We start from the raw sequence: 25492 nt of genomic DNA, 5'->3' as shown, positions 1-25492 counted from the left end.
GAGGTCCAGCTCGACATCGACACAGGAGCCAACCTTTATTTCCCCGGCATTGTCTAACAAACCAAAATGGAACCCCTCGGCGACCTCGAGCAGATCGTTCTCCTTGCCGTCCTCCAATCGGGTGACGAGGCCTATGGCGTGCCGGTGCAGCGGGAGGTCCGGCTGCGCGCACGGCGTGATCTCACGCTTGGCACGATCTACAAGGCGCTCTCTCGTCTCGAGGCGAAGGGGCTCGTCGGGTCGCGCGTCGGTGAGCCGACCTCCGAGCGCGGGGGCCGCGCGAAGAGGTACTACTCGGTGACCGCGGCGGGTAGACGTGCGCTGAAGGACAATCTGTTCGCGCTTCGTCGTATGGCAGCAGGACTCGATGTGGGACTCGATACCCCATGACGAACAGCGATCGCGACCCGCCTGCCCTCGGCATTTGGCTCCTCGACCGCGTCATCCGTCCAGACGCGCGGAATGCGATCGTCGGTGACCTGGTCGAGCGGTATCGCGAGGACGTCGCGCGCCGCTCGGCGTTCGCCCGATCGCGCTTCTGGTGGGAGGCACTCGTCGCCATTCGTCATTTCGGTTCTCTCTCCGCTCTTCGGCGCGCACGACACCACGAGGATCTCATGTCATCGTTCTTCGCCGACCTCCGTCATGGCGCCCGCCTGCTGCGTCGCGCACCGGCGTTCGCGACACTCTGCGCGGTCACGCTCGCGCTCGCGATCGGCCCGACGACGGCAATCTTCAGCGTCGTCGACCCGTTGCTCATACGGTCGCTTCCGTACGCCCATCCGGACCGGCTCGTCTACGTCTGGGAGCGCGACCAAACCGGGCGCCAGCTCACCACCGGCTTCGCGACGGTGCAAGACATTCGCGCCAACGCGACGACGCTCGAATCGTTGGCCGCGGTCTCGTCGTGGATCCCGACCCTCTCCGACCCGACCGCTCCCGAGCGCCTCAGTGGCTCGCGCGTCACCTGGAACTACTTCCATACGCTCGGCGTGCGTCCGATGCTCGGCCGCGACTTCGCGAGCGACGAGGACAAACCCACTCAACTGAACGCGTTCGGCGGCGCAAAGGTAGTCCTCCTTTCCTATGGATTGTGGATGCGACGCTTCGCGGCGGATTCAGCGATCGTCGGGCGCACGATTCAGCTGGGCGGAACGCCGTGGACGGTGATCGGCGTCCTCCCGAAGTCCTACGAGGACGTTCACCAATCGGGCGCGCAGATCTACTCGCCGCTGGGTTACGCCGTAGGCCAGCCGTGGGCCTGCCGCTCGTGCCGGCATCTCACAGCGATCGCGCGCATTCGCGCCGGTGTGTCCCGCGAACGCGCGAACGTCGAGCTCGATCAAGTCTCGGCGCGGATCGTCGCTGCGAACCCTAAAGAGTATTCGGCCGCCGGAGTCTTCTTGAAGCCGATGCAGGAACAGGTGACGCGAGCCGTCCGTCCGGCGCTTTACGCGATCGCCGGTGCGGTGGTGTTGGTGCTGCTCATCGCCATCGCGAACGTCGTCAACTTGCAACTCGCGCGAGCAGTGCGACGCGACGCCGAGTTCGGCGTGCGGTTGGCGCTTGGTGCGGGAACGGGTCGATTGGCGCAGCAGCTCGCGGCCGAAGGACTCGTCATCGCGGCGGCCGGCGGACTGTTGGGCGTCGCGCTTGGCTGGGCCACGCTTCCCGTCCTCGTCGCCAAGCTGCCGCGTTCGTTCCCGAGGATCGACGCGATCCATTTCGATCCGGCGGCTCTCGCGTTGGTCGCGGCGATCGTCATCCCGTTGGCGATCGTGCTCGGCATCGTGCCCGCGCGAGGCGCGCGCCGGCGCGTGCTCTACTCCGGCGCGCTGCGCGGCGCGAGCCGAGTGCGCGGCGGGGACCATCACCGCACGCGCTCGACACTCGTGGTCGCGGAGATGGCGCTCGCACTGTTGTTGCTCGCCAGCGCGGGGCTCTTGGCGCGCAGCCTCGTTCGTTTGCTCGCCGTCGATCCCGGGTTCGACCCGAGCGACTTGATCACGATGCAGATCGAGGCGTCGGGACCTCGGTACGCCGCGAACGAAGCGGTGATCGACTTCCGGCAGCGTACGATCGACGCGGCCTTGGCCGTGCCGGGCGTGATCGGCGCAGCGGTGACCACGTCGGTCCCGTTGGGCGGCAACTTCGACATGTACGGCATCATCGCGCAGGACAGACCCCTCACGAACCCTGAGTTGTCGCCGTACGCGACCGGATATCGCGTCGTCGGCGACTACTTGAAGACGATGCGCATTCATCTCGTCGCCGGCCGCGATTTCACCGATCAGGATGCGCGGGACACATCGTCATCGGTCGCCGTCATCAGCGCGTCGCTTGCCAAAGCGTTGTGGGGCGCGGCCGATCGGAACGTTCTCGGAAGACAGATCTTCATTCCGAACGCGCGACACCACTGGTCCACGGTCATCGGTGTGTCCGCCGACGTGCATCACCAGTCGCTCGACGCCGACGATCGCCGAGCGTTTTACGTCCCCGAGTCGGCCTGGGGGTGGGCGAATGGCAGCGGCGTGCTCGTCGTGCGTACGCGCTCGTCGTCCGGGGCGCTTGTGCGCCAGGTACGCGCCGCGGTGTCGGCGGTCGATCCATCGCAGCCGGTCACCGACGTCCGTACGATGGACGTCGTCGTAGCATCGTCCGCCGCGCAACGTTCGCTTGCGCTCACGCTGTTCGGCACGTTCGCCGCGCTGGCGCTGCTGCTCTCGGCCGCGGGCATTTATGGTGTGTTGGCGGGCAGCGTCGCCGAACGAACGCGCGAGATCGGTTTGCGCAGCGCCCTCGGCGCGACGCCCGGCAACCTGCTGCGCATGGTGCTCTCTCGCGGGCTTGGCTTGGCCGCGATCGGAGTGATCCTCGGTTTGGTCGGCGCGCTTGCCACGACGCGCTACTTGCGCGCGCTGTTGTTCGGCGTCGGCCCCATGGATCCGCTCATGCTGGGCGGCGCGGCCGCAATTCTGCTCGTCGTTGCGGCGGCGGCGTGTCTCGTCCCGGCACGTCGAGCGATTCGCGTCGACCCGATGGAGGCGCTTCGCGAGTGAAGAATGATCTGCTAACGCGGACCGGAATCAACGCTTGGTCTTCGCCTTGAGATCGTCGAAGAGGTTTTCGACGAGGATCACCTCGTCCCGGGTTCCGGAGCCTATTCCCGGCACGCGCGCGACAAGAAATCGGCCGTCGGCGGCGATGTCGAACGGAACTCCGCTTGTCGGCGTGTATCCCATCGAGACATCGAACAACTGTTTCGGCTCGCCGGCGATGAACGTCGGACCGGGCGTGACGGGAACCGCCACCATGTGACGCGACTCGTCGACGAAGTACAGCTCGCGTCCGGTGCGCGACCAATGCGGTGAGATTCCGCCGGCAACCGAGACTTGCTGCTTGGATGCCTTCGCGTCGGGGAGCGGTCGAACGTAGATCTCCTCTCTTCCGCTCTCGTCGGACGAATACGCGAGCCAGCGGCCATCGGGGGAAATGGCCGGGGCGCTCTGATGTAGACCCGAGACGAGAAGTTTCGTCGCCGAGTCCCCCGGCACCGCGCTCCGCGCATAGATGGCACCCTGCTGGATGTAGATGAACCATTTTCCGTCGGGTGAAACGACGGGCGTCGCCGGCGCCACGTGCCCCACGTCGATCTCGCGCGGAGGGCTGCTGCCGTCCGCCGGGCCGAGGGCGAGCTTCGAATTGGTCGTGGCGATCAGCGTCTTCCCATCGGGCGACCATGCGGGCGACCCGGCGTTCATCACTCGGGTCGCGGGCCCGTGATCGAGCTGCTTCACCCAAACGCTGCGCTGCGCATCGAGGTCGAGGGTCGTGACGGCGGCCTGGCGTCCGTCCGGTGACAGGTGGAGCGGGCCGATGAAGTAACGCGCGAACTGTGAATCGACCGGCGTGATCTTCCCGTCGCGGGTGACCCACGCCAAATCGCCCAGTCCTCCGCCCGTCGATCCCGCCGCATACACCATCGTGCCGCTGGCCGAGATCGAAACGTCGCCGCGGGATAGGGCGCGAACCGCCACGCCCTGCGCGAGCGAAAATGCTTCGCCGGTGATTCGGAGATGCTCGAGGTCGAACGGCGCCGCCATCATGGTCCCGTCGGCCGTGACGTAGATCAGGTGTCCGGACTCGGCGTAGCGGCCAATCGCTCCGCGCACCAGGACTTTGTACTTTCCAGTTCTTGAATCGAGGACGCCGATGTCGTACGTGGGCAGGCCGCTGGGACGAGCGATCGTGAAGAGCACTCCACGCGCGTTCGGCAGGGCCGACGGATTCATGTGAAATCGTTCGCTGGTCGAGTCGCTGCTCGTCGCCGCCTCCGCCTTTCCGCCGGTCTCGGGGACCCGCGCCAGTCCGTCTCCGGGAAGGTGCCCGTCGTAATAGATGTAGCCGTCCGTGCCCCACGAGACGCCGCCGCGATCCACCAGGGAGTCGACGAGTACGGTCGTCGCTCCTCCACTCACCGCGACGACGCGCAGCGCCATGTCGTTCGAGCTCACGAACGCGAGGCGCCTTCCATCCGGCGAAAACGAGGGATTGATGGCGCCGTCGGTGCCCGCGAGCGGCGTGGCCGTCAGCTCATCGAGGTGTCTAATCCAGAGTCTCGAAGCCGACAGCGTGGTGCCGGCCCCCACGTAGACCAAGGTCCGTCCATCGGGTGACAACGACACGCGAAAGAACGACGCGAGGTCCGTGAGACGCTGGTTGTCGGGAAAACCCATGCTCACGCGTGTGACGGCGTGCGGGGGTGTTGGGCGACGCCAACTCCAGGCGGCGCCGGCGAGGGACACCAACGCGATCGCCGCCGCGGACCAGAACAAAGCGGGCGATACGCCGGCCGCACGCGGCGCGTTTCCGCGCGCCGCCATGACGGTCGTGAACGCCGGGTTGGCCAGTGCATCGGCGAACGCTTTCGCGTTCTCGAATCGGTCCGCCGGAACCTTTTCGATCGCCCTGGCGACGGCCGCCGCGACGTTCGGAGGAACGGACCGACGCAATTCCTGCACGGGCCGCGCCTCGTCGGCGATGATCTTCATGATCACGGCCTGCGCCGATCCGCCGACGTGCGGCGGCTCGCCGGCGAGCATCTCGTAGAGCACTGTGCCGAGCGAGTAGATGTCGGACCGCGGTGTGATATCCTTGTCCGCGGTCGCCTGCTCGGGACTCATGTAGTGCGGCGTGCCGAGCGACAGCCCCGTCTCGGTCATTCGGCCGCCCGCCGCCGCGCTCACGGCGAGCGCGATGCCGAAGTCCATCACCATGGCGCGGCCGTCGTGCAGCAAGACGTTTTCCGGCTTGATGTCGCGGTGGATCACGCCATGCCGGTGTGCGTAGTCGAGGGCGTCGGCGACCTCGCGCGCGATTCGAACCGAGTCGTCGATCCCGAACTGCGTTTCGCGGTTGAGCTTCTGGCGAATCGTCTCGCCTTCGACGTACGGCATGACATAGTACAGGAATCCGTCGGCCGTTCCGGAGTCGAAGAGCGGGAGGATGTGTGGATGCTGAAGCGCCGCCGTCGTCTTGATCTCGACGACAAAGCGTTCGGCGCCGAGCACCGCCGCGAGCTCCGGCTTCAAGACCTTGATGGCGACGCCGCGGTCGTGCTTGAGATCGCGCGCGAGGTAAACGGTTGCCATCCCGCCCTGGCCCAACGCGTGCTCGATCGCATAGCGGTCGGCGAGCGCCGCGGAGAGGCGTTCCGTGTCGGCTGGCACGAACCTAAGATGCGGCGGGCTCGGCCGCGCCGCGAGAGTCAGTCCGAGCGCTCGTTGCGCTTCGCGATGAGCGTCGGAAGGAAGGACAGGATCAGCACCCCGGCCATGACCAGACCGGCCACCAGAAACGGATGTCCACCGCCCCCTCGTACCCCCGCGCGCAACCGGTCCCCGACGTACACCGCCGCGATGGTGGACGGGATGATTCCGACCCCGCTGCCGAGCCAATACGGAACGAAGTTCAGTCGCGCCGTTCCGGCCGCGTACGTGAGCAGCCCGAACGGGACGACAGGCAAGAGTTGAATGCGGAGCACCGTCAAAAACGTATTTCCATCCCGGAGTTTCCGAAGCCTGGCTTCGTGCCGCCCGAGCAAGCGGCGCGCGGACTCCGACCATACGGTTCGCGCGAGCGTGTATCCCGCCGCGCTTCCGATCATCGACGCCGTCCACACGAGGATCGATCCCTCGACGACTCCGAAGACGGCGCCCGCGCCGTAGGCGAGCGGCGACACCGGTGCCGCCAGCGCAGCCAATCCCGCGTAGACGGCAACGAACATTGGCGCGAGCCATGGAATTCCGCTCGCTCGCGTCGCCGCTTCATGCAGGGCGTCGTGTTCGGTGAGATCGAAATAGCCGAGTTGCCATCCGGCGACGACGAGGCCCGCGAGCAGCACGACGGGGATCGCGAGCCGAACCCAGTCTCGCCAAGTCGCTCGTTGTCTGCGGGGCGGCAACGCCGACACACGGCGAAGGTCTGCCGAAGTCATGGAGCCACTAAGGTCAAGCCGCGTGCCGCCCCGCTCGGCACGCTCTACTCCGGCAGAGCCTGTCCCGTCGTCTCGATGGCCAGCGGAATGATCAGGATCCCGAGCCCGAACGCGATGGCCGTGAGCGCGACCGGCGTGCCAAGTGTGCCCATGCGCAGCACCATCGACGCGATCAGGAAGTTCACGCCCGCGCCGACGAACCGGCCGACGCTCGTTGAGAATGCGAACGCGGTCGCGCGTACGCGCGTGTCGTACTGCTCCGGCAGCCACAGGCTGAACGCGGCGAAGCTCCCCCCCGCGAATCCCATGAAGAACAGGATGACGATGAACGGTGAAAGCCCGTTGTCCAGATAAAACGCCCAGCCGAAGGCGAGCGGAATGGTCAGCATCATGCCCGCGAAGTACAGCGCGACCGTCGTCTTGCGGCCCCACCGTTCGGCGAAGACGGGCAGGCAGATGCAGCCGAGGATCGTGCCGATCGACAGAACGCCGGTGCCGACTGAGACGCGTTTCGCCGCGGCCGCTCCGACGATGCCCGCCTTCTTCGCGAGCGTCGTGATCGCCGCCGGCTCGTAGACCGCTCCCGCCCACAGGCCGATGATCGCGACCGTGAGCAGCGCCGAGTTCACGAGCGTGCGCTTCCGATACTTCGCGTTAAAGATCTCGGCGAGTGGATGCGTGCGTTTCGCTTCGGACTCGTGCCGCCTCCAACGTTCGGGCTCTTTCACGCGGCGCAACGTGAGCACGGAGACGACGACCGGGATGAATCCGCACAGGAACATCGCGCGCCAACCGAAGCGCGCGCCGACCGTATAGTTGAGCGCCGCGGCGAAGAAGAAGCCGAAGTAGTAGCCCGTCTGCAGGTAGCCCGCGCCCATCTTTCGACGGTCCTCCGGCCAGGCCTCGGCGACGTACGTTCCCGCCATCGCCCATTCGCCGCCCACGCCGATCCCGGCGAGCAGACGAAACACGCCCAGCTGCCACACGTTCTGCGCGAACGCGGCGGCGCCCGTGAAGAGCGCATAGACCGCGATCGTCGCGGCCAGCGATCGAGTACGACCAAAACGGTCGGCGATCGGTCCCCAGATGAACGACAGTCCCCAACCGGCGAGAAACATCGCGAACAGAATCGATCCGACGAATCCGATCTTCGCGGGCGTCGCCTCGATCCCCGAACGCGGAAGCAACTCGGTGAGCGCCGGCGCGAGCACGAGCGCGTAGATCACCGAATCCATGCCGTCGAGCAGCCATCCAGTCCACGCGGCCCAAAAGCCGACGATCTGCTGGCGGTTCAGTTTCGTTCTGGTCGCGGTTGCGTCGATCGCGACGCTTTGGGTAGCCATCGGGGCGGCGGGGGGGGGCGTCAGGGAACGACTGGCAGCGTGACGTGCGAGGGGAACGTGGCCGAGCTGTAGACGCGTTGCGACGCTTTCACAAAATCGCTCGCCTTCGCGTCGAAAATGCTCGGCATGAACTTCTGCGGGTTGCGATCGATGATCGGGAACCACGACGACTGCACCTGCACCATGATGCGATGTCCTTTGAGGAACACGTGGTCGTGCTCGCGGAGCGGGATCGACCACTCGGTCGCCTGGTTCGCGACGAGCGGGCGCGGCGTCTCGAAGCTTTGCAGGAAGCGCCCACGCCGAACTTCCATCGCGATCGGCAGCTCGTAGCCGTTGAGCGAACGCGCATACGCGTTCGGTGCGGGACCGAAATCAGGGTTCCACGCGTTGCTCTGCGCGCTGTCCGGGTAGACGTCGATCAGTTTCACGACGAAGTCGGCGTCCGTGCCCGACGTCGACGCGAACAGCGTCGCGGAAAGCGCGCCCGTGACGGTAACGTCGTGTTCGAGCCGCGCGCTCGTGTAGGTGAGGACGTCCGGTCGTCCGTCGACAAAGCGCTGGTCGGCCACCTCCCAGAGACGCCAGTCGCCGCCCGGATACGTCGGTGAGATTGGGCGCTGGCGGTAGGGCACCGGATTCGCCGGATCGGAGATGTATTCGCGGTACGTCGCTCCACTCGTCGGCTTGTCGAATGAGAGCGTGCCGTCGGCGTGGAGATACAGGTCCGTGGGCTTCGCGACGCGCGGCGGCCACGCATCGTACGTCTTCCATGAATTCGAGCCCGTTTGAAACGTCGTCGCGCGCCAGCCGGGCTTCGTACCCTTTCCCTGGAGGTAATAGCGGAAGAACGGCGCTTCGATGTTGTCGCGGAACTCGCGCGCCGTCGCGTGGCCACCGAGCGGAATGATGCCGATGCTGTCGTTCTTCGGGGAGTGCCACGAGCCGTGGTACCAGGGTCCTGCCACGATGAAGTTGGTGTGATCGGGGTCGTTCTTCTCCGCTTGGTGGAAGATCGCCCACGGGCCCCTCGGATCCTCCTGATCCCAGAAGCCGGCGACGTTCAGGTTCGGGACCGTCGAGCCTCTGATCTGCGTATACCACGCCTCGCGTTTGTTGTAGGCGTCGTAGTTCGGATGCTCGGCGATCTCGTTCCACGCGGGAATGGAGTTGTGCAGATACTTCGCGTTGATGTTCGAGAGCGGGCCGAGCTTCAGATACCACTCATAGGAGTCGTACGTGCCGAAGTCGAAGTGCGTGTTGGCGGTCTTGCTCGCCTGCTCCATCACCGAGTACTCGAACGTGTAACTCTCGCGCAGCGCGCCGTAGCGATGGTTGTCGTCGTTCATCCACTGGTCGGCCGGCGACGCCTGCTCGCTGATCGCCTTGAGCGCCGGATGCGGCATGAGCAAGGTCATCGCGGAGGTCAGTCCGTCGTACGACACGCCGAGCATCCCGACCTTGCCGCTGTTGTTGGGCACGTTCTTCACGAGCCAGTCGATGGTGTCGTACGCGTCGGTCGTCTCATTGACGTTCTTCGGCGACTTGTCCGCCAAGTTGACCGCCGACGAGAGCAGGAACGTGCCCTCCGACTTGAAACGGCCGCGAAGGTTCTGAATGACGATGATGTATCCGTCGGTCCAGATCCAGTTCTGACTGACTGCCACGGCGGGCGGCGGCCCGTTCGGCACGCCGTACGGCGTGCGCCTGAGCAGGATCGGCAGCGGCTCGGAGTGGCCCATTGGGCGCATGATCACCGTTTGGAGATGCGCACCATCGCGCACCGGGATCATCACCTCTTCGAAACTGAACAATGGACCGGACGCTTCCTGCGATCGGACCGGCGACGGCAGGATGATCGCCAGCGGGAGGACGAGCGCCCATCGAAGACGTCGCATATGGCGGAGGGTTGTTCGAGGCGCTGAGAACATAGATCGGGCGCCGCCGATCAGCTACCGTCCTTCCACGCCGGGAGCAGGTGTTTCTGCACCTTCCCGAGAGCCGTGCGCGGCAGGGCATCGATCCGCACGAACGCACGCGGCACCTTGAACGACGCGAGCTGGGCGCGGCATACCGCCTCGAGCGCGGGGACATCCGGTTCTTCGTCGCTCACGATGTACGCGACCGGTACCTCGCCGCGCAGCGCGTCGGGGGCGCCGACCACCGCGGCTTCGCGCACGCCGGAATTCTCGAGCAGCACGTCCTCGATCTCACGCGGGTAAATGTTGAACCCGCCGCTGATGATCAGGTCGCCGCGCCTGCCGCGCAGCGTGTAGTAGCCGTCGGTGGAGCGCACGCCGACGTCGCCGGTGCGAAACCATCCGTCGTGGAACGCCGCGGCGGTCGCGTCGGGGCGCCGCCAATACTCGGCGAACAGGTGCGGCGATCGCATCTCGACTTCGCCCACCTCGTCGTCACCGAGCGATTCGCCGTCCTCGGCGACGATGCGGACCGAGACACCGGGAAGCGGCGGGCCGACCGACCCGGGGCGCCGCTCGCCATCGAGGGGGTTGCTGGTAATCATGAGCGCCTCGCTCATGCCGTAGCGCTCGAGAATCGTGTGCCCGAATCGCGCGCGAAACGCCTCGTGGACGTGAGCCGGGAGCGGCGCCGAACCCGACACGAAAAGCCGCGCCGCCGCTCCGATGGCTCGAGCCGCGTCGTCGCTCACGACCGCGGGATCGAGCAGCCGGACGTACACCGTCGGCACGCCGAACACCAGCGTCGGCTTGAACTCCGTCATCACGCGCGGCGTCGCGCGATGGTCGAATCGCTCGAGCAACCGCATTCGACATCCGCTGATGAGCCAACTGTGAAGCCCGTTCGCCAGGCCGTGCACGTGGAACAGCGGCAACATCGCCAGATAGCGGTCGGCGTCGGTGATTCGCCACGCCGAGACGAGCGTGTTTCCGTTGGCGGCGAGGTTGTCGTGCGAGAGTACCGCACCCTTGGCCGTCCCGGTGGTGCCCGACGTGTACACGATGAGCGCCGGATCTCTCCCGTTCAACGCGATCTCCGGCCGCCCGGCGTCGCGCGATGCGGCCGACGCGCTCAACTCGGCAACGTTCCAGAGAGTCGCTGCCTCCGGATACGCAGCGTCCGCGTTGGACTCGACGACGATCGCCCTCGGTTCGGCGTCCGTCGCGATGTGACGCAGTTCGCGCTCGCGATAGAGAATGTTGATTGGCACGAGAACGACGCCGAGCCGCGCGCACGCGAGGAACACGTCGATGAAGTCGACGCGATTCGCGAGATGAAGGCAGAGGCGGTCGCCACGCGTGAGCCCGCGCGCCGCCAATTCGTTCGCCATGCGATTCGCGCGCGCGTCGATTTCGCCAAAGGTCAACGTGCGGAGCGCGGCGCCGCCGTCGGCGTAGTCGAGCGCGACGCGATCGGCCCGCCCGCGCAGCGATTGGTCGAACAGCGCGGTGAGCGTCATGCGTCGCGTGCCGGAGGGGAAGTCGAACCGTCGCCGGGTTCCACCGGGCGAAAGTGGAGATCGAACGCGAGCCAGATCGTTCGTGAGAATGGAAAGAAGAGAAGTGGCATGAGCAGCGCGAGCGCGATGCCGACGAGCATGCCCGGCACGACGTTCGGCCACCAGACGGCCAGAACGACAATCGCTACGACCGCCGCGATCCCCTCACCGGCGACCCAATTGATCGCGAAGGCGCCGAGCCAGTGGTCGGGTTCGCCCCGATCGAAGGCGAGACCGCACGAGGCGCAGCGCGGGGCCATCTTCAACCAGGAGACCCACATGCCCGGCGCGCCGCATCGCGGGCACCGAAGGCGCAGTGCTCGGTGGAGCTTCAGGCCGAGCGAGCTCACGATGGATTCGGCGCTCGACGGTTTTCGTGCAGGGGCGGCGCTCCGAAACGGGTCGAGAATCTTGCGGCACGCCGGACGCCCGGTCCAGACGGACCGCGCGGAGTGGCGCGACGCGAGCACCCCGTCGGGCGACGCGACTTGGCCCATTACGCACTTTCCCCCCGAATGCGGACACGAGCGATGCAAGTCACGGTGCCCGTTCGGTTTCTGTAAGTCTGAGGTTGGAAAGCGGGGGATGGAGTGGTTTTTTGCGGCCGACCCATCTACAATGATGGTCGACGCAGCAACTATTCATTTATGACGGACGCCGTTTCAGTGCTCGGTTCGACCTCCACTTCGTCGCGACTCACGACCGCTCCGGCATAATCGAGCGACGCGCGACAGACGCCGGCGACGCATGCCGGCGCGGTCTCCCCGGATCCAGGACACGCAACCACCCGTCAGCAGTGAACGAACCGCCGAAGTCGGCGGATAGGCTGTTATTGTCAACTCTTTGATAGCGATACTGTGATCAGGCCGAAGCAGTCCCCCCAGTGGTCGCCGCCGGCGACCGTTTCCCAGCTTCGGGATGAGCTGCGTGCCGGGCGCACCGAGGCGCTCGACGAAATACTCCCGCTCGTCTACGACGAGCTCCGCCGAACCGCGCGCCGCGAGCTCGCGGTCCGCCCGAGCGACACGCTCTCCGCGACGGGACTCGTCCACGAGTTGTACCTCAAGTTCTCGCGCTCCGACGGGTCGGGCTGGCAGAACCGCGCGCACTTTCTGAGCGTCGCGGCGATCGCCATGCGCCACATCCTCGTCGATCGCGCGCGGCGTCGCACCGCTGAAAAGCGCGGCGGGACGCAGCGTCCGATCACGCTCGACGACGGACTCGTCGACGGCGCGAACAATCCGGAGTCGCTGCTCGAGCTCGACGAGGCGCTGAACGACCTCGCGAAGATCGACGAGCGTCTCGCGCGCGTCGTCGAGTGCCGGTTCTTCGGCGGCATGACGGAAGAGGAGACCGCCGAGAGCCTCGGCATCACCGCGCGCACCGTTCGGCGCGACTGGACCAAGGCGCGCGCGATCCTCTATCGAGCGCTGAACGATCCCCCGTCGCACACCGGACAACATCGGAGCTTCGCGACCGCCGGACGATGAGCCGTCCACCGCTGTCCCGTGAGCAATGGAACCAGCTCGATCCGTTGCTCGATGCGGCGCTCGAGATTTGTCCGGACGAGCGGGAAGAGTGGGTCGAACGCGCGTGCGGCGGCGACGCCGATCTCGCCGCCGAGCTCATGTCGTTGCTCGCGGCGTGCGAGCTGACCGACGACTTCCTCGAGGCGCCGGCCGCCGTCGCCTACGCGCCGCTGCTCGCCGAACCGGAGCTGCCGAGGGAATTGGCGGGGCGCTACCGCATCGTCCGCGAGATCGGCCGCGGCGGGATGGGAACCGTCTATCTCGCCGACGATCTCCGCCACGGGCGCCAGGTCGCGGTCAAGGCCATCCACTCGAGTGTGGCGCGCGCGATCGACCGCGCCCGATTCGAGCGCGAGATCGAGATCGCGGCGAGCTTGTCGCACCCGCACATCCTTCCGCTGCACGATTCGGGCGAAGTCTGCGTCGACGGCGAGCGCGATCCGGCCTTCGTCTACTTCGTGTCGCCGTTGGCGACCGGAGAATCGCTTCGCGAGCGCTTGAAGCGCGACCGCCGGTTGCTGCGTGAAGAGGCCGTGCGTCTGGGCCGCGAGGTGGCGATGGCGCTCGACTACGCGCATCGCCGGGGCGTCGTCCATCTCGACATCAAGCCCGCCAACATCCTTCTCCAGGAAGGGCATGCGCTCGTCGCCGACTTCGGCATCGCGCGCGCGATCTCGAACGGCGACGAGGAGACGACCGGCAACACGCCGGTCGCCGGCACTCCGTCGTACATGAGCCCGGAGCAGGTCGTCGGACTGCCCGACATCGACGGACGCAGCGACGTCTACTCGCTCGGCTGCGTCCTTTATGAAATGCTCACGGGGCAGCGTCCCATGATGCGCGCCGCCGACGGTCGGGACCCCGGCCGCGTCGGCGTCGATCCGGCAGTCCTGTCCCGATTCGTCTCGCGGCGGCTGGCGGCCGTGGTCACGCGGGCGATGTCGCCGCTGCGCGAGGAGCGATTCGCCACGGCCGGCGAGCTTGCCTCGGCGTTGAAGGACGCGGGGCGCATCAATAAGGCGCCGATCGTCGTCGGCCTTCTCGTCGCGGGCCTCACGGCCGGCCTCATCGCCTTTGCCGCGATGAAAGCGGGCAAGACGTCGATGCTGGATCAGGATCTCGTCGCGGTTGCGCCGCTGGACGTCGCGTCGCCGTCGCTGTCAATATGGAAGGAGGGCCTCGTCGACGTCCTGTCGCGCGGCCTCGACGGTGCGGGGCCGATCCGCGCCGTGCCCGCGTCGCAGGTGATTCACCGGTGGCACGGACGCGCCGACCCGAAGTCGGCGCAAGAGCTCGGACGCGCGACGGGAGCGCGGTTCGTCATCTTCGGCGGACTGCTCGCGGCGGGCGACTCCGCGCGGGTGACGCTCAGCATGCTCGACGTCGCCTCCGGCCGCACGGTCGCCGACATCCAGTACGTGGACGCCGCGGACCGGATGGATCGTCTCTCGGATTCCCTGACCGTCGCCGTTCTTCGCGAGATCGGCCGATCCCGCAACATCGATCTCGCGCACGCGACGTCATCGCCGACGGTCTCGCTCTCGGCGCTCAAGGAATACCTGCGCGGCGAGCAGTTCTACCGCGCGGCGCAATGGGATTCCGCGCAAACGCACTTCGAGAACGCCCTGACCGGCGATTCGACGTTCGCGCTGGCCTACCATCGTCTCGCGACCGTTCGCTTCTGGCGCGATCAAAAGGGCATCCCCGACTCGACGACGTTCGAGCTGCTGCTCCAAGCCAGCCGGTTTCAGCGCGGGCTCGGTCCCCGTGAGCGTCTGTTCGCGACCGCCGACTCGCTGTTCGGCGCCGGCTACTTCGCGTGGCGCAGCGCGATCCAGACCGGCAACTACGGTCAGGAGGAAGCGATCGCGCGGCGCCTGCTCGCGCTGTTGGGCGACGCATTCACGCGCTATCCGAACGACGCCGAAGTCTGCTTCCTGTACGCGGAAGCGATGATGCGGTATCAGGGCGACATCGCGCTCGGCGAAGTGGACGAGCGGTCGATCCTCGAGCACTACGAGCACGCCATCGAGCTCGATTCCTCGTTCGCGCCCGCCTACCTCACGCCGATCCGCCTCGCGACGTATCTCGACGGCGCGCACATGGGACGCCGGTACGCGCGCGCGTACCTCTCGCTCGCGCCGTCGGGCCCACGCTCGGACTTCATCCGTCTCGCCGACGTGCTGCTCGACCCGGATCGCGCGGCGACGCTCGACGTTCCGCGACTGGTGGATACGCTGCCGGCGAACCAATTGTGCGTCGCGTCGCGCCTCCTAGGGCACGTCACCGATTCGGCCGAGACGATCGTGCGCATCGCGCGCGCGTTGTACAACCGGCCGCCGGAGACACTGACCGAGGGACAGCATCCGTCGTGCGCCGTCGAGCAAGCGGTGCAGGGACTCCAGTTCCGCGGGCACCTGCGCGAAGCGGAAGCGATGACGACGACGCACGCGCATTGGCAGCGATCGACCGTTCGTTACAACATGGCCCGCGCCGGTATGGTGTCGGCCGATAGCGCCCGCGTCGAGTTCAAGCGCGTTCTCGACCTGTTGCCCGGCACGCAGTTCACGAAGCTCTACGGCTGGTGGGCGAGCGACGGTGACACGGCTTCGATCCAGCGCTACATCGATTTCTACGAGAACCGGCTCACGCGTCCCGCCACGCCGTCGACGGCTGCCAACATCCGCGCCAACATCACCGCGGGCAACGCGTATCTCTCACTTGCCAGGCGCGACACGATGGCCGCGCTCCGCCAGCTCATGTTCGCGAGCGACACGCTCCACGAGTGCTGGTACGACAGCCGTCTTCAACTCGTCCAGTTGCTCATCGCCAAGCGCCGGTTCAAGGATGCGTCGGCGCGGCTCGAGCGGCACTGGCCGGGGACGAGCGGCTGCAGCAACGGGTTCGACGATGTGATGTGGACGCTCGCTCGCGCGCGTGTCGCGTCGCAGTTGGGCCGCACCGACGAAGCGATGGCGAATTACGCGGTGGTCGCCGCCGCGTGGCGCAACGCCGATCCCGAGCTCCAGCCCATCGTGCGCGAAGCGCGCAAGGCGCTCGCCACGCGGCGCGGTCCACGCGATCCGAGATCCCATTGATGTTCGTGTCAATGATGTCCGCTTGCACGCGGCGGATTCGTTTTCAAAGAGCCCTGAAGTTCGGGGCTCTTCGTTTTTCCGTGGGAGGGGTAGTGGATTGGGGAGACGGAAAGGCGAAGGAAGTTGCAAGAGCGGAGTAGGGTCGGGTATGCGTCCGGGTGTTGGGGCGCATGCCCGATTCTTCCGCGTTCACGCCGTACGCACGCGAACGCGCGGCGCCGCTGAGCGGCGTCCGCGCGTAACGCATCTTCGAGCCGAGCGACCGCGTTATGGACGCGGGCTCGACGGAATTGCGACCGATCCGCCTGCGCTGTCGGGTGTCCGCGCGCTCCCCTGCGGCCGAGGGCTCGTGTGAGACGTGTCCAACGTCGGCGGCGTGACCTTGACGTCGGCGCGATACGTCGTCGTTCGATTCAGTCCGCCGCCGAACACGAACCACGCGACGACGGCCAGCAAAATGATTACTGCCACGGCCCATCCGGCGGCCGAGCCGCCGCCGCCACCGGTATTGGTCGGGCCCGGTGTCTGAATGATGTCAGCCAATTGTCCCCCCGGTTCATGTATGGGCATTCGGTAATGCGGGCGGCGTGCCAACGGTCGAATCTGCCGGCGGATTCTTGACGCGCTGTGCGGCCAGGCGCGCCTGGCGAGCTCTAGGAATCACCCACCGCGGCCATTTCGCGGAGAAACGGGTTTTGTAGGTCCGACCTCCAGTTGACTCCCTACCAGAGTCGCCATACCATCTGGTAGAATGCCTACTAGAAAAGCCTCCGAGTCCTCCGACCGCGCCGCGCTCCTTCAGGGGACGCTCGACCTTCTCGTGCTGCGAACGCTGTCGCTCGGACCGCACCACGGACATGGCATCGCGCTCGCGATCCAGCATTCGTCGCAGGGTGCGCTTCTCGTCGATCACGGTTCGCTCTATCCCGCGCTCCAACGCCTCGAGGCGTCCGGCTGGGTGCGCGGCGAGTGGGGCGTCTCCGACAACAATCGTCGCGCGCGCTTCTACGACCTCACGGCCGCGGGACGCAAACAGTTGGCGAGGGAAGTCGGCGAATGGCGGCGGCTCGCCGACGCGGTGCGGCTCGTCCTCGGACCGGAGCTCAGCGGAGGGTAGCGCAATGCCGTGGAGTTGGTGGGAGCGATGGATGCGTCGCCGCTCCGACAACTGCATCGGCATCGGCGCCAACACGACGACGTTCGGCGCGATCGACACGCTCCTCCTCCGCACGCCGGCGCACGTCGTAGACGCATCTCGAATTCGCCGCGTCTATTTCGCGACACCCGGGCCCGACGGCGTCGCGAGCCGTACTCCACCGTCGGCTACAGCACCTACGCGATCCTCCGCGATCGGGTGGAGGCCTTCGAATCCGTCGGCGCGTTCTGGAAGCAAACTGTGTCGTTCACATCGGCGTCATCTGTGCGTCAATTTCTCCGATTCGGGAGTGGGCAGAATTGGCGCCCGATTGGCCGGCGGCGGATTCCGGCGCGACGTTCGGAGCATCCAGCCGTAGAGCCACACGATCGCCCCCACGAACAACAGCAAGCCAAGCCATGGTGCGGGCGCGAAGTCCTCGGGCACGAGCCCGATCGGCGCGTCCTTCGAGAACGCGACGATCAACCCCGCGTTGATCACGCCCCAAATGCTTTCGCCGACGATCAAGCCCGACGCCACCAGCGTGCCCAATCGCTCGGCGCGTTCCGGATTCGGCGTCGCGCGCGCGCGCCTGTCGTACCAATGGCCCAGGATCGAGCCGACGACCACCGCGAACGTGGCCGACATCGGCAGGTAGATGCCGATGCCCACGGCGAGCGGCGGAATGCGCAGCTTGCCCGCGGCGCCGAGCGCTTCGTCGAGCAGGATGAGTCCGACGCCGACCAGCGCGCCGATGCCGAGCATCTTCCACGCGAGATTCCCGCCGATCACGCCCTGCGCGAGTGCCGAGATGAGCGTCGCTTGCGGCGCCGGCAGCGGATTCGGCGCGACGACACCGACGTTTGCCGCGCCCGCGAACCCGTACGCCTTCGCGAGCAGGTTGAGAACGAACGGAATGACCGACGCGCCGGCGCCCACGCCGACGATGAGGGCGATCTGCTGCCGCATCGGCGACGCGCCGACGAGCTGGCCGGTCTTGAGGTCCTGCAAGTTGTCGTTCGAAATCGTCGCGCACGCGAACACGATCGCCGTGATGAAGAGCGCGAACGCGACGAGCGGCGGTCGCAGGTCTTGATTCGGATGCAGCGCGACGACCAGCGCCGACGCGCAGAGCACGATCGACAGAATGCCGACACCCGAAATCGGGCTGTTCGACGCCCCGATCAGTCCGGCCATGTAGCCGCAAATGCCGGCGATGAGAAAGCCACCGAGTAGAACGAACGGCACCGCGATCGCCGTGAGCATCGCCGCGTTGGGCGCGAGCGCCGTCGACTTGGCGAACGTGTACGCCAAATACGCGGCGATGACCAGACAGCCCGCGGTGAGCATGTAAATCCAGCCCGGCGACAGATCGCGATCGAGGTCGTCTCCGGCGCCTCGCGCTTTCGACGCCGCCAGCGTGCTCACGAGTCCACCGACCACCGGCTTCGCCAGCTTGGCCAGCGTGTAGATCGCCGCGATCGCGATCGCGCCGGCGCCGATGAACCGCACCTCCGTACGCCAGATGGTCGAGGTGTGCGCGGCGAGTGCGACGCCCGCCGCCGCCGGCGTGATCGAAGTCAAAATCGGTACGGCGATCACCCACGCGATGATGAGTCCCGTGAGCATCGCCATCCCGACGGACAATCCGACGAGGTGCCCCGCGCCGAGCAGGGCGAGCGACCACGCGACGTTGTATCCGCTCGACGCCATCGTGCCGAGCCGGAAAAACCCGGTCACTTCCGCCGCCGCGATACGCGTCGCCGCGATGATCGCCAACCCGGCCGAAGCCACCGACCCGAGGATCACGGCGACGAGTCCTTCGCGTGCTTCGCCCGTATCGTCCTTCGTCTCGCCGCGCGTGCCGGATCCGACACGCAACACTTCCGCGGCGGCGACGCCCTCGGGATAAGGAAGGTCGGAGGTCGTGACGAGCGCGCGGCGCAGTGGAATCGTGAACAGCACGCCGAGCACGCCTCCAGACACGCAAATCAAGAACGATTGCCAGAAGGGAAACCCGGTCCACCACCCGATGATCACGAGTCCCGGCAGCACGAAGATGATCGCCGAGAGCGTGCCCGCCGCCGACGCGACGGTCTGCACGATGTTGTTCTCGAGAATCGACGAGTCCTTGACCGCGCTCAGCACGGCCATCGAGATCACCGCGGCGGGAATCGAGGACGCGAACGTGAGCCCGACCTTGAGGCCGAGATAAACGTTCGCGGCGGTGAAGACGGTCGTGATCAGCGCGCCGAGAATCAGGCCGCGGATCGTAAGTTCTTTGGGTTTCATGCGCCCAATTCTACCGCCTCAACTCTGGAGCGATAGCGGGCGGCGAGGCGCGCAACAGGCTCAGGGCCGACCCGTCAACGCAGGACGCCGTACACCACGACGTGGCTCGACTGCGACCCGCCTGGCCAAATCGGCGAGCGCATCCCGGACGCCACGCCGATACGCTGGTGTCCGCCGGCGACGTAGCTCACGACACCGCCGCCGATCGATTGCCCGGCCGACACCTGCCACCGGGCCTGTCCGTTGTCGGCGTCGAACGCGTAGACGTCGCCTCCGAGATCCGCCGTGAACACGAGCCCGCCCGCGGTGGGAGTGACGCCGGCGAGGACAGGCTTCGGCGCCTGGAATTTCCAGCGCACGTTGCCGTTCTCGGCGTCGAACGCCGTGAGCCAACCCTTCGCCGCGGTCGCCGAGTCCATTCGCTGGCCGCCCTGCGCATTGCCGAACCACGCCGCTCCGATTCGCGGCACGGGCGAGTTCTCGCGCTGAAGCTGCACGGTGGAACACCAGTCGTTCGCGCCCACGAAGAACGTGTTTCGCGTAGGGTCGTACGCCGCTCCATTCCATTCGGCGCCCCCGAGGATGCCTGGGCAGAAGCGAGTCGCGCGGTCGCGCGACAGGGGAACGTCGACGTTCTCGCGCGTCGTCGTGGCTACCTGGTACAGCACGGGAAGCTGCGACGGCGCGCCGGAGATCCCGTTGGCCGCGGCGCGCGAAGCGACACGGGTGCGGTCGACGACCGACAACAGACCGTCCTTGTTGGCCGACGCGACGACGGCGCGCCCCGATCGAATCGTGACGGCCGGCGACGGGCTGTCGACGTCCCAGTCGTGGAAGTCGTGCTTGACGAGCTGGTTGAACGCCAGCATCCGCCCCGACGTCGCGTCGAGCGCGATGAGAGAATTGGCATAGAGGTTCTCACCGTCACGCATCGCGCTGTCGAAGTCCGGCGCCGGATTGCCCGACGAGACGAACAGAACCCCGGCCGTCTCGTCCAGCGTGAATGACGTCCAGAACGCGCCGCCGGAAATCGGGTAGGTCGCGGCCGCGCCGTGTCCCCACGTGTCGTGCGCCGGCCCGCTCGCCGGTATGACGTCGAACTTCCATGTGACCTGGCCGGTCGCCGCGTCGAGCGCGTACACGTGGCCGATCACTCCCGCGCGATCGCCCCCGGCGTTGCCGATGAACACCATTCCTTTCCATGCAATCGGCGCCATCGGCAATTGGACTCCAGGCCCGGCGACGTCGAGTGGCACATCCCAAACCGTGTGGCCGTCGGCGGCGTCGAGCGCGAGCACGTGCGTGTCGGAGGTGCCGCGAAAGACTCGTCCGTCGAGATACGCCACGCCGCGATTCACCGCCGGTCCGCCGCCCGGCGTCGCGACGTGTCGCGATCGCTTCCACTTCTCGGCACACGTCGCCGCGTCGATCGCGTACGTCATCGTGTCGGTCGAGAAGTACATCGCGCCGCCGATCACGACCGGGCCGGCCTGCAACGCGGCCACCTCCGGCAGCGTGTACGTACACACCTCGCGCATCGACGCCACGTTCGACCGGTCGATCTCGGCGAGCGGCGAGAAGCGATCGCCGGCGAGCGTACGATTGTAACTCGGCCAGTCGCCGGCGGGCACGCCCGACGCCGGGGTGCTCGACACGGACGCGGTGCTGGCGCCACCGCAAGCGACGAGCGCGGCCGCTCCCGACGCACGGATGATTGCGCGCGAAGCCCGGATCATTCACTCAAGCTGCGTCGCTTCGGAGCGTGCAGCTAGAGGCCTTCAATTTGGGAGCGTCAGGACAGAGCTGTTCGTGAGAAACCCGGCTCGCAGATGGAGCATGTTGAGGGCGGCAGCGAGCATGAACGCCGCGAACAGCACCCAGGAGGATGATCCGCCACGCCTGCGCCCTCGAACCGGCCGATCGCATTCTCGCTCGTGCTTATGGAGTGTACGTGACCGCCTGGCCGGGTCGCATGGAGAAGCGCCGAGGTGCGGAGCAGGGAAGTCTACATCCCAAATACGACGTGTCGCGCACGAGCAGGACGCGGTAAGTCCCCGCGGTCACGGCAAAGGACCGCAGTGCAGCGGTGTCGGTCAAGGCGACCAGCGAGGCCGGCGCGATCACGACTTTCGACGAGGGTTTCCCGGTGATCGTGAGCGTCGCCGATTTGCCGACGGGCCGCGACGCGCCCCTCGCGATGACCGGCGCGACGCGGAGGTCGTACTCGATGGGATCGTCCGATTGTATGCCGACGGTGAACACGTACGCCCCACGGTGCGCAAAACGTGGACGTATCCACGAGGCGTCGACGCCGCGCGAATGCTCCGCGCCATAGTGGCCGGCGCTGGGCGGGTCCATGTCCAGATAGCTTCCGTCCGGATATAAGAACAGCTGCATAGAGTCGCCGGCCGCCGCGAACACCAGCCATCGCGTTTCGCGCTGATCGGCCATGCAGCACTCGACGGATCGAACCGTCGTCGCGGTGTCGGTCACGCAAAGCGCGATGCCGCCGGGGCGGCAATCCGGCGCCGCCACTTCTCTCGGCGCCTCGTGCTTGCCGTATCGCGTACCAAGTGTGTCGTCGCGGTCGGTCGGAACGCCGAGTCCGCGAACGACGTCCGTGTCGCCGGCGTTGGCGGCAGCCAGTGCTACGGAGTCAACCGCGGGCAGACCCGCTTGGCGAGCTCCCTCGCCCCCGCTCGCGCACGCCGTGAGGCACGCGGCGATGAGAAGCGCCGTTCCGCCTTTAGCCTCTAGCATGGCACACACAACTGTTCGCGAACGTCACACGTGAAATCGCTCGATGTAGATCACGAGGCCGAAGACAGCTTGCACCGCGCCGACGATGAGGATCGTCAGATCGCGGCGGCCCTTCCAGAAGCGCCACTGCAGCAGCCCGACGACGACCAACGACGCGAGCGTGAGAATCAAGAATCCTTCGATGTGATCCTTGTACGCGACGTATCTGCCGCCGATGGCTTGGGCCGCGAAGAGGTGGCCCGAGAGCCCGGCGGCAAGAAGCAGAAGCCCGAGCCAGATACGCGAGCGTCGATTCGAGTCCACGACGGCTGTTGCAGCCTGAGAGCCCATTGAGGCCTCCGCGTTCGTGAGCGGTACGCTCTTACGAGACCATGCCTGGCGCCAGCTCGCAAGCTCGCGGGCACCAACGCAGCAGCCGTGCATGCGTCGCGGTCTTCGGCTCCCGACCCCACGGCACGCGATCGCGAAGATCCGAACCGGTCCACCGGTCACCGGTCTCCCGGCCCAACCGTCAGTGCACCGTCCCCACCGGCGTCGCCAAACGCGTCGCCGCAACGAACTTCACAGGATCCACGGCCGTTCCCTTGAGCCACACCTCGAAGTGCAGATGCGGTGCCGTCGCGAGTCCGCTTTCACCGACTCGGGCGATCTGCTGTCCCATCGTCACGGAATCGCCCGCATGTACGAGCGACGATTGCAAGTGGGCAAAGCGAGTCACCACGCCGCCGGAGTGAACGACTTCGACGACCAATCCATAGCCGAGGCGCCGGCCGACCGACGCGACGCGGCCCGCGGCGGGCGCGCTGACCGGGGTGCCCTCCGGCGCGGCGAGGTCCACGCCGCGGTGCGCGCGGAAGACCTCGAGGATCGGGTGAAAGCGCGAGCGTGAGAAGCGGCTCGTGATCTCTCCGTTGATCGGCATCATCATGCCGACCGGCGGAAGCTTCGCCACCTCCGCGGCGAGCGCCGCCATCCGCATCGACTGCACCGTGTCGTCGAGTGCCGCGGTGAGCCGCTGCTCTTCGGCGAGTCGGTCGGCGAGGCCTACAGCCGTGTCAGAAGTCGCGAGCATCCAGCTCGCGAGCACGGCGAAGAGGCCGGCCGTCAGCATCGCGAACATGCGCACGGTGCGCATCTTCACGCCGACGCGGCGGGGCGCTGCCCTCGGCGACGGCGGGACGAGAATCAGCGTCCACGCCGGCGTCGCGTTGTTCTGCATTGGTCAGCCGCCGCGGCTAGCCTTGCGCCGCCATCGAGCGGCTGGGGGTGAGCATGAGGCGCCGTTCGCCGATCACCGGCACGTCGGTGTCGAGCGCGTGCACGACGACGTGACCGTGGATCGTGCCGCCCTCTTCGAGGCCGACCGCCGCGGCGCGAATGTCGCCGCGCACCGTCGCGGTCTTCTGAATTTCCACGCGGCCGCGCACCGAGAGGTCGCCGGTCAGCTCGCCGCCGATCACGACCTCACGCGCTTCGATGTTGCCGATCACGGCGCCGCCGGCGCCGATGATGAGCGTGTCCGCTCGGTGCAGCGTGCCGTCGATGCGGCCGTCCACGCGGACGGTGCCGTCGGTCGAGATGTCGCCTTGAATCGACAGACGGGCATCGATCACTGAGTAGCCGTCTGATACGGCGGGCGCCACAGGGGCGCGGCGGCGGCGGGCGAATAGACTCATCGAAGCTTCTCCAGATTGGTGTGCGGCTCGTGCCAATCACGTTTGTCAATCAAAGACGCTTCAGAATGCGTCGCGCCACGGTCTCTCGCCTGTGCGAGACGACACAGCGAGAACTCTCATATAGAAGGGCGTGGATCTGTAAAAAAACTTTCCAATCGCCTGGCACGCCACGGAAAATCGCGCGCCTGAACGCACGAATCATCTCCGGTTGTCGAACCGGTGCGACGGTCCCAACTTCAGGGCATGCCTCGTCTTGCCGAGCTTGGGTGGTCGCTTCGCGTCTCGTGCCTTCTCGCGGCGCTGGCGCTGCCCGCCGCCGCGCCATCACAGACATCCGGTAACCCGATTCTTCCGGGCTGGTACGCCGACCCCGAAGCGCACGTCTTCGACGGACAGTACTGGATCTTCCCGACGTACTCCGCGCCGTACGATCAGCAGACGTTCCTCGACGCGTTCTCCTCGCGCGATCTCATCACGTGGGCCAAGCACCCGCGCGTGCTCGACGTCGCGAACGTGTCGTGGGCGAAACGAGCGGTGTGGGCACCGTCGATCGTCGAGAAGGACGGCTGGTACTACCTCTTCTTCGGCGCCAACGACATCCAGAACGACCAGCAGGTCGGCGGCATCGGCGTCGCGCGTTCGCGAACGCCGGAAGGGCCGTTCACGGATTACCTCGGCAAGCCACTCATCGACCGGTTCCACAATGGCGCGCAGCCGATCGACCAGATGGTGTTCAAGGATCGCGACGGGTCGTACTACATCGTCTACGGCGGTTGGCGTCACTGCAACATCGCGAAGCTGAACGCCGACTTCACCGGATTCGTCCCGCTTCCCGACGGAAGCACGTTCAAGGAGATCACGCCGGCGGGATACGTCGAGGGGGCGTTCATGCTCCTCAAGAACGACAAGTACTACTTCATGTGGTCCGAAGGCGGATGGACCGGACCAAACTACGCCGTCGCGTACGCCGTTGGCTCATCGCCGTTCGGGCCATTCGAGCGTGTGGGTAAGATCCTTCAGCAGGACTCCACCGTCGCGACGGGCGCCGGGCACCACTCGGTGGTTCAGTCGCCGGCGTCGGGAAAGTGGTACATCGTCTACCATCGTCGGCCGCTCGGAGAAACGGATCGCAACCATCGTGTGGTGAGCATCGACGAGCTGCGGTTCGACGATCGCGGGATGATTCAACCCGTGAAGATCACCACGGGCGGTGTCAGCGCGGATCCGATCGGTGCGAAGACGCCAGACACCGGCCGGCGCAGTCCATAGAGTCGTGCGCGCTCGCGGTCGTCGTGCTGCACTCGATCAAACTATCGACGTTCCTTGGTCGGGACTCGCCACCGGTCGCCGGGATCCGCTAACGGAGCTCGACCCGGCCTTGATCGCCATCTATCGTTGCGATCAACGCCGCTCGGGGCCCGGAAGTGACGCGCAACCCGATCCCGAGCGACTCCAACTGATCACGCATCGCCGCCGCGTTCGGATGTTCGGCGCGCAGCTCGACGAGTCTCGCACCCTGCGGTGCATTCGCAGCCGGATTCGGCGACTGTCCCCAGTCGATGAAGAATGGAATCAACCCGTCCGCGACGACTGTCGCGGGATCGGTGTAGCGCCATGAGAGCATCACGCCGTCGGGACGCTGCCGACGGCCGTCCTGGACGCGCCCGAGGCGTATGCCGCTCGCT

General features: G+C 66.7%; 20 protein-coding genes. 6 read left to right on the top strand and 14 right to left on the bottom strand.

Annotated elements, in window-relative coordinates:
* Positions 1 to 66 precede the first annotated feature (66 nt).
* Together VGQ44_07675 and VGQ44_07670 are read left to right on the top strand one after the other, a co-directional pair.
* Positions 67 to 390: a PadR family transcriptional regulator gene (locus VGQ44_07675; protein ID HEV8446683.1), complete on the top strand. Its 324-nt coding sequence runs from the start codon at positions 67 to 69 to the stop codon at positions 388 to 390.
* The gene (locus tag VGQ44_07670; GenBank protein HEV8446682.1) at positions 387 to 3059 is read left to right on the top strand and encodes an ADOP family duplicated permease; all 2673 of its coding nucleotides are present in this window, start codon (positions 387 to 389) and stop codon (positions 3057 to 3059) included. The genes VGQ44_07675 and VGQ44_07670 overlap by 4 nt, the downstream gene beginning before the upstream one ends.
* Positions 3060 to 3086: 27 nt before the next feature.
* On the opposite strand, the gene VGQ44_07665 is transcribed toward VGQ44_07670, so the two are convergent.
* Genes VGQ44_07665 through VGQ44_07640 form a run of 6 tightly spaced genes read right to left on the bottom strand, consistent with a single transcriptional unit; the run spans position 3087 to position 11814 of the window.
* Positions 3087 to 5729: a protein kinase gene (locus VGQ44_07665; protein HEV8446681.1), complete on the bottom strand. Its 2643-nt coding sequence runs from the start codon at positions 5727 to 5729 to the stop codon at positions 3087 to 3089.
* Positions 5730 to 5767: 38 nt separating this feature from the next.
* Positions 5768 to 6496, bottom strand: coding sequence for a TVP38/TMEM64 family protein (locus VGQ44_07660; protein HEV8446680.1), 729 nt, complete (start codon positions 6494 to 6496; stop codon positions 5768 to 5770).
* Between the two features lie 44 nt (positions 6497 to 6540).
* The gene (locus VGQ44_07655; GenBank protein ID HEV8446679.1) at positions 6541 to 7839 is read right to left on the bottom strand and encodes an MFS transporter; all 1299 of its coding nucleotides are present in this window, start codon (positions 7837 to 7839) and stop codon (positions 6541 to 6543) included.
* 20 nt (positions 7840 to 7859) lie between these two features.
* Complete coding sequence (locus VGQ44_07650) at positions 7860 to 9737, bottom strand: CocE/NonD family hydrolase (GenBank protein ID HEV8446678.1); 1878 nt, start codon at positions 9735 to 9737, stop codon at positions 7860 to 7862.
* A gap of 50 nt (positions 9738 to 9787) precedes the next feature.
* The gene (locus tag VGQ44_07645) at positions 9788 to 11278 is read right to left on the bottom strand and encodes an AMP-binding protein (GenBank protein ID HEV8446677.1); all 1491 of its coding nucleotides are present in this window, start codon (positions 11276 to 11278) and stop codon (positions 9788 to 9790) included.
* Positions 11275 to 11814 carry a DUF983 domain-containing protein gene (locus VGQ44_07640; GenBank protein ID HEV8446676.1) on the bottom strand — a complete coding sequence of 180 codons (540 nt, stop codon included), beginning with the start codon at positions 11812 to 11814 and terminating at the stop codon, positions 11275 to 11277. Before VGQ44_07640 ends, VGQ44_07645 begins: the two co-directional genes overlap by 4 nt.
* A 360-nt stretch (positions 11815 to 12174) precedes the next feature.
* On the opposite strand from VGQ44_07640, the gene VGQ44_07635 reads away from it, so the two are divergent.
* Together VGQ44_07635 and VGQ44_07630 are read left to right on the top strand one after the other, a co-directional pair.
* A complete protein-coding gene (locus VGQ44_07635; protein HEV8446675.1) occupies positions 12175 to 12807 on the top strand; it encodes a sigma-70 family RNA polymerase sigma factor in 633 nt (210 codons plus the stop codon).
* Positions 12804 to 15944 (top strand): serine/threonine-protein kinase, encoded by a 3141-nt coding sequence (locus VGQ44_07630; protein ID HEV8446674.1) that lies wholly within the window; start codon positions 12804 to 12806, stop codon positions 15942 to 15944. The genes VGQ44_07635 and VGQ44_07630 overlap by 4 nt, the downstream gene beginning before the upstream one ends.
* 267 nt (positions 15945 to 16211) lie before the next feature.
* Here VGQ44_07630 and VGQ44_07625 read toward each other — a convergent pair whose 3' ends face one another.
* Positions 16212 to 16487, bottom strand: a complete 276-nt coding sequence (locus tag VGQ44_07625) for a hypothetical protein (GenBank protein HEV8446673.1) — start codon at positions 16485 to 16487, stop codon at positions 16212 to 16214.
* A 208-nt stretch (positions 16488 to 16695) separates the two neighbouring features.
* Between VGQ44_07625 and VGQ44_07620 the strand changes: the two genes are divergently transcribed.
* A complete protein-coding gene (locus tag VGQ44_07620; GenBank protein ID HEV8446672.1) occupies positions 16696 to 17061 on the top strand; it encodes a PadR family transcriptional regulator in 366 nt (121 codons plus the stop codon).
* A 297-nt stretch (positions 17062 to 17358) separates the two neighbouring features.
* On the opposite strand, the gene VGQ44_07615 is transcribed toward VGQ44_07620, so the two are convergent.
* The 6 genes from VGQ44_07615 to VGQ44_07590 all read right to left on the bottom strand — a co-directional run bounded on the left by VGQ44_07615 (position 17359) and on the right by VGQ44_07590 (position 23807).
* On the bottom strand, positions 17359 to 19371 hold the full coding sequence (locus VGQ44_07615) for an oligopeptide transporter, OPT family (GenBank protein ID HEV8446671.1): 2013 nt from the start codon (positions 19369 to 19371) through the stop codon (positions 17359 to 17361).
* Between the two features lie 74 nt (positions 19372 to 19445).
* Positions 19446 to 21107 carry a PQQ-binding-like beta-propeller repeat protein gene (locus VGQ44_07610; protein HEV8446670.1) on the bottom strand — a complete coding sequence of 554 codons (1662 nt, stop codon included), beginning with the start codon at positions 21105 to 21107 and terminating at the stop codon, positions 19446 to 19448.
* Between the two features lie 202 nt (positions 21108 to 21309).
* Positions 21310 to 22131 (bottom strand): hypothetical protein, encoded by an 822-nt coding sequence (locus tag VGQ44_07605; protein HEV8446669.1) that lies wholly within the window; start codon positions 22129 to 22131, stop codon positions 21310 to 21312.
* A gap of 24 nt (positions 22132 to 22155) precedes the next feature.
* Positions 22156 to 22461, bottom strand: a complete 306-nt coding sequence (locus VGQ44_07600) for a hypothetical protein (protein ID HEV8446668.1) — start codon at positions 22459 to 22461, stop codon at positions 22156 to 22158.
* A gap of 181 nt (positions 22462 to 22642) precedes the next feature.
* The gene (locus VGQ44_07595; protein HEV8446667.1) at positions 22643 to 23350 is read right to left on the bottom strand and encodes a M23 family metallopeptidase; all 708 of its coding nucleotides are present in this window, start codon (positions 23348 to 23350) and stop codon (positions 22643 to 22645) included.
* Between the two features lie 16 nt (positions 23351 to 23366).
* Positions 23367 to 23807, bottom strand: a complete 441-nt coding sequence (locus VGQ44_07590) for a polymer-forming cytoskeletal protein (GenBank protein HEV8446666.1) — start codon at positions 23805 to 23807, stop codon at positions 23367 to 23369.
* 243 nt (positions 23808 to 24050) lie between these two features.
* Between VGQ44_07590 and VGQ44_07585 the strand changes: the two genes are divergently transcribed.
* Entirely contained in the window at positions 24051 to 25076 is a 1026-nt protein-coding gene (locus tag VGQ44_07585) for a glycoside hydrolase family 43 protein (protein HEV8446665.1), read from the top strand.
* An 88-nt stretch (positions 25077 to 25164) separates the two neighbouring features.
* On the opposite strand, the gene VGQ44_07580 is transcribed toward VGQ44_07585, so the two are convergent.
* The coding region (locus VGQ44_07580; protein ID HEV8446664.1) for a VOC family protein at positions 25165 to 25492 on the bottom strand (328 nt) is incomplete at its 5' end.

This window comes from Gemmatimonadaceae bacterium (genome assembly GCA_036003045.1).
GTDB lineage: Bacteria > Gemmatimonadota > Gemmatimonadetes > Gemmatimonadales > Gemmatimonadaceae > JAQBQB01.
Note: the sequence above shows the minus strand (reverse complement) of the source record. Positions and strands in the feature narration are given on the sequence as shown.

What these genes read in the sequence shown, in the direction of transcription:
- VGQ44_07660 (HEV8446680.1), bottom strand. Translation starts at nt 6,496, where the DNA reads ATGACTTCGGCAGACCTTCGCCGTGTGTCGGCGTTGCCGCCCCGCAGA.
- VGQ44_07655 (HEV8446679.1), bottom strand. Translation starts at nt 7,839, where the DNA reads ATGGCTACCCAAAGCGTCGCGATCGACGCAACCGCGACCAGAACGAAA.
- VGQ44_07590 (HEV8446666.1), bottom strand. Translation starts at nt 23,807, where the DNA reads ATGAGTCTATTCGCCCGCCGCCGCCGCGCCCCTGTGGCGCCCGCCGTA.
- VGQ44_07640 (HEV8446676.1), bottom strand. Translation starts at nt 11,814, where the DNA reads ATGGGCCAAGTCGCGTCGCCCGACGGGGTGCTCGCGTCGCGCCACTCC.
- VGQ44_07605 (HEV8446669.1), bottom strand. Translation starts at nt 22,131, where the DNA reads ATGCTAGAGGCTAAAGGCGGAACGGCGCTTCTCATCGCCGCGTGCCTC.
- VGQ44_07650 (HEV8446678.1), bottom strand. Translation starts at nt 9,737, where the DNA reads ATGCGACGTCTTCGATGGGCGCTCGTCCTCCCGCTGGCGATCATCCTG.
- VGQ44_07670 (HEV8446682.1), top strand. Translation starts at nt 387, where the DNA reads ATGACGAACAGCGATCGCGACCCGCCTGCCCTCGGCATTTGGCTCCTC.
- VGQ44_07675 (HEV8446683.1), top strand. Translation starts at nt 67, where the DNA reads ATGGAACCCCTCGGCGACCTCGAGCAGATCGTTCTCCTTGCCGTCCTC.
- VGQ44_07595 (HEV8446667.1), bottom strand. Translation starts at nt 23,350, where the DNA reads ATGCAGAACAACGCGACGCCGGCGTGGACGCTGATTCTCGTCCCGCCG.
- VGQ44_07585 (HEV8446665.1), top strand. Translation starts at nt 24,051, where the DNA reads ATGCCTCGTCTTGCCGAGCTTGGGTGGTCGCTTCGCGTCTCGTGCCTT.
- VGQ44_07620 (HEV8446672.1), top strand. Translation starts at nt 16,696, where the DNA reads ATGCCTACTAGAAAAGCCTCCGAGTCCTCCGACCGCGCCGCGCTCCTT.
- VGQ44_07615 (HEV8446671.1), bottom strand. Translation starts at nt 19,371, where the DNA reads ATGAAACCCAAAGAACTTACGATCCGCGGCCTGATTCTCGGCGCGCTG.
- VGQ44_07630 (HEV8446674.1), top strand. Translation starts at nt 12,804, where the DNA reads ATGAGCCGTCCACCGCTGTCCCGTGAGCAATGGAACCAGCTCGATCCG.
- VGQ44_07610 (HEV8446670.1), bottom strand. Translation starts at nt 21,107, where the DNA reads ATGATCCGGGCTTCGCGCGCAATCATCCGTGCGTCGGGAGCGGCCGCG.
- VGQ44_07600 (HEV8446668.1), bottom strand. Translation starts at nt 22,461, where the DNA reads ATGGGCTCTCAGGCTGCAACAGCCGTCGTGGACTCGAATCGACGCTCG.
- VGQ44_07645 (HEV8446677.1), bottom strand. Translation starts at nt 11,278, where the DNA reads ATGACGCTCACCGCGCTGTTCGACCAATCGCTGCGCGGGCGGGCCGAT.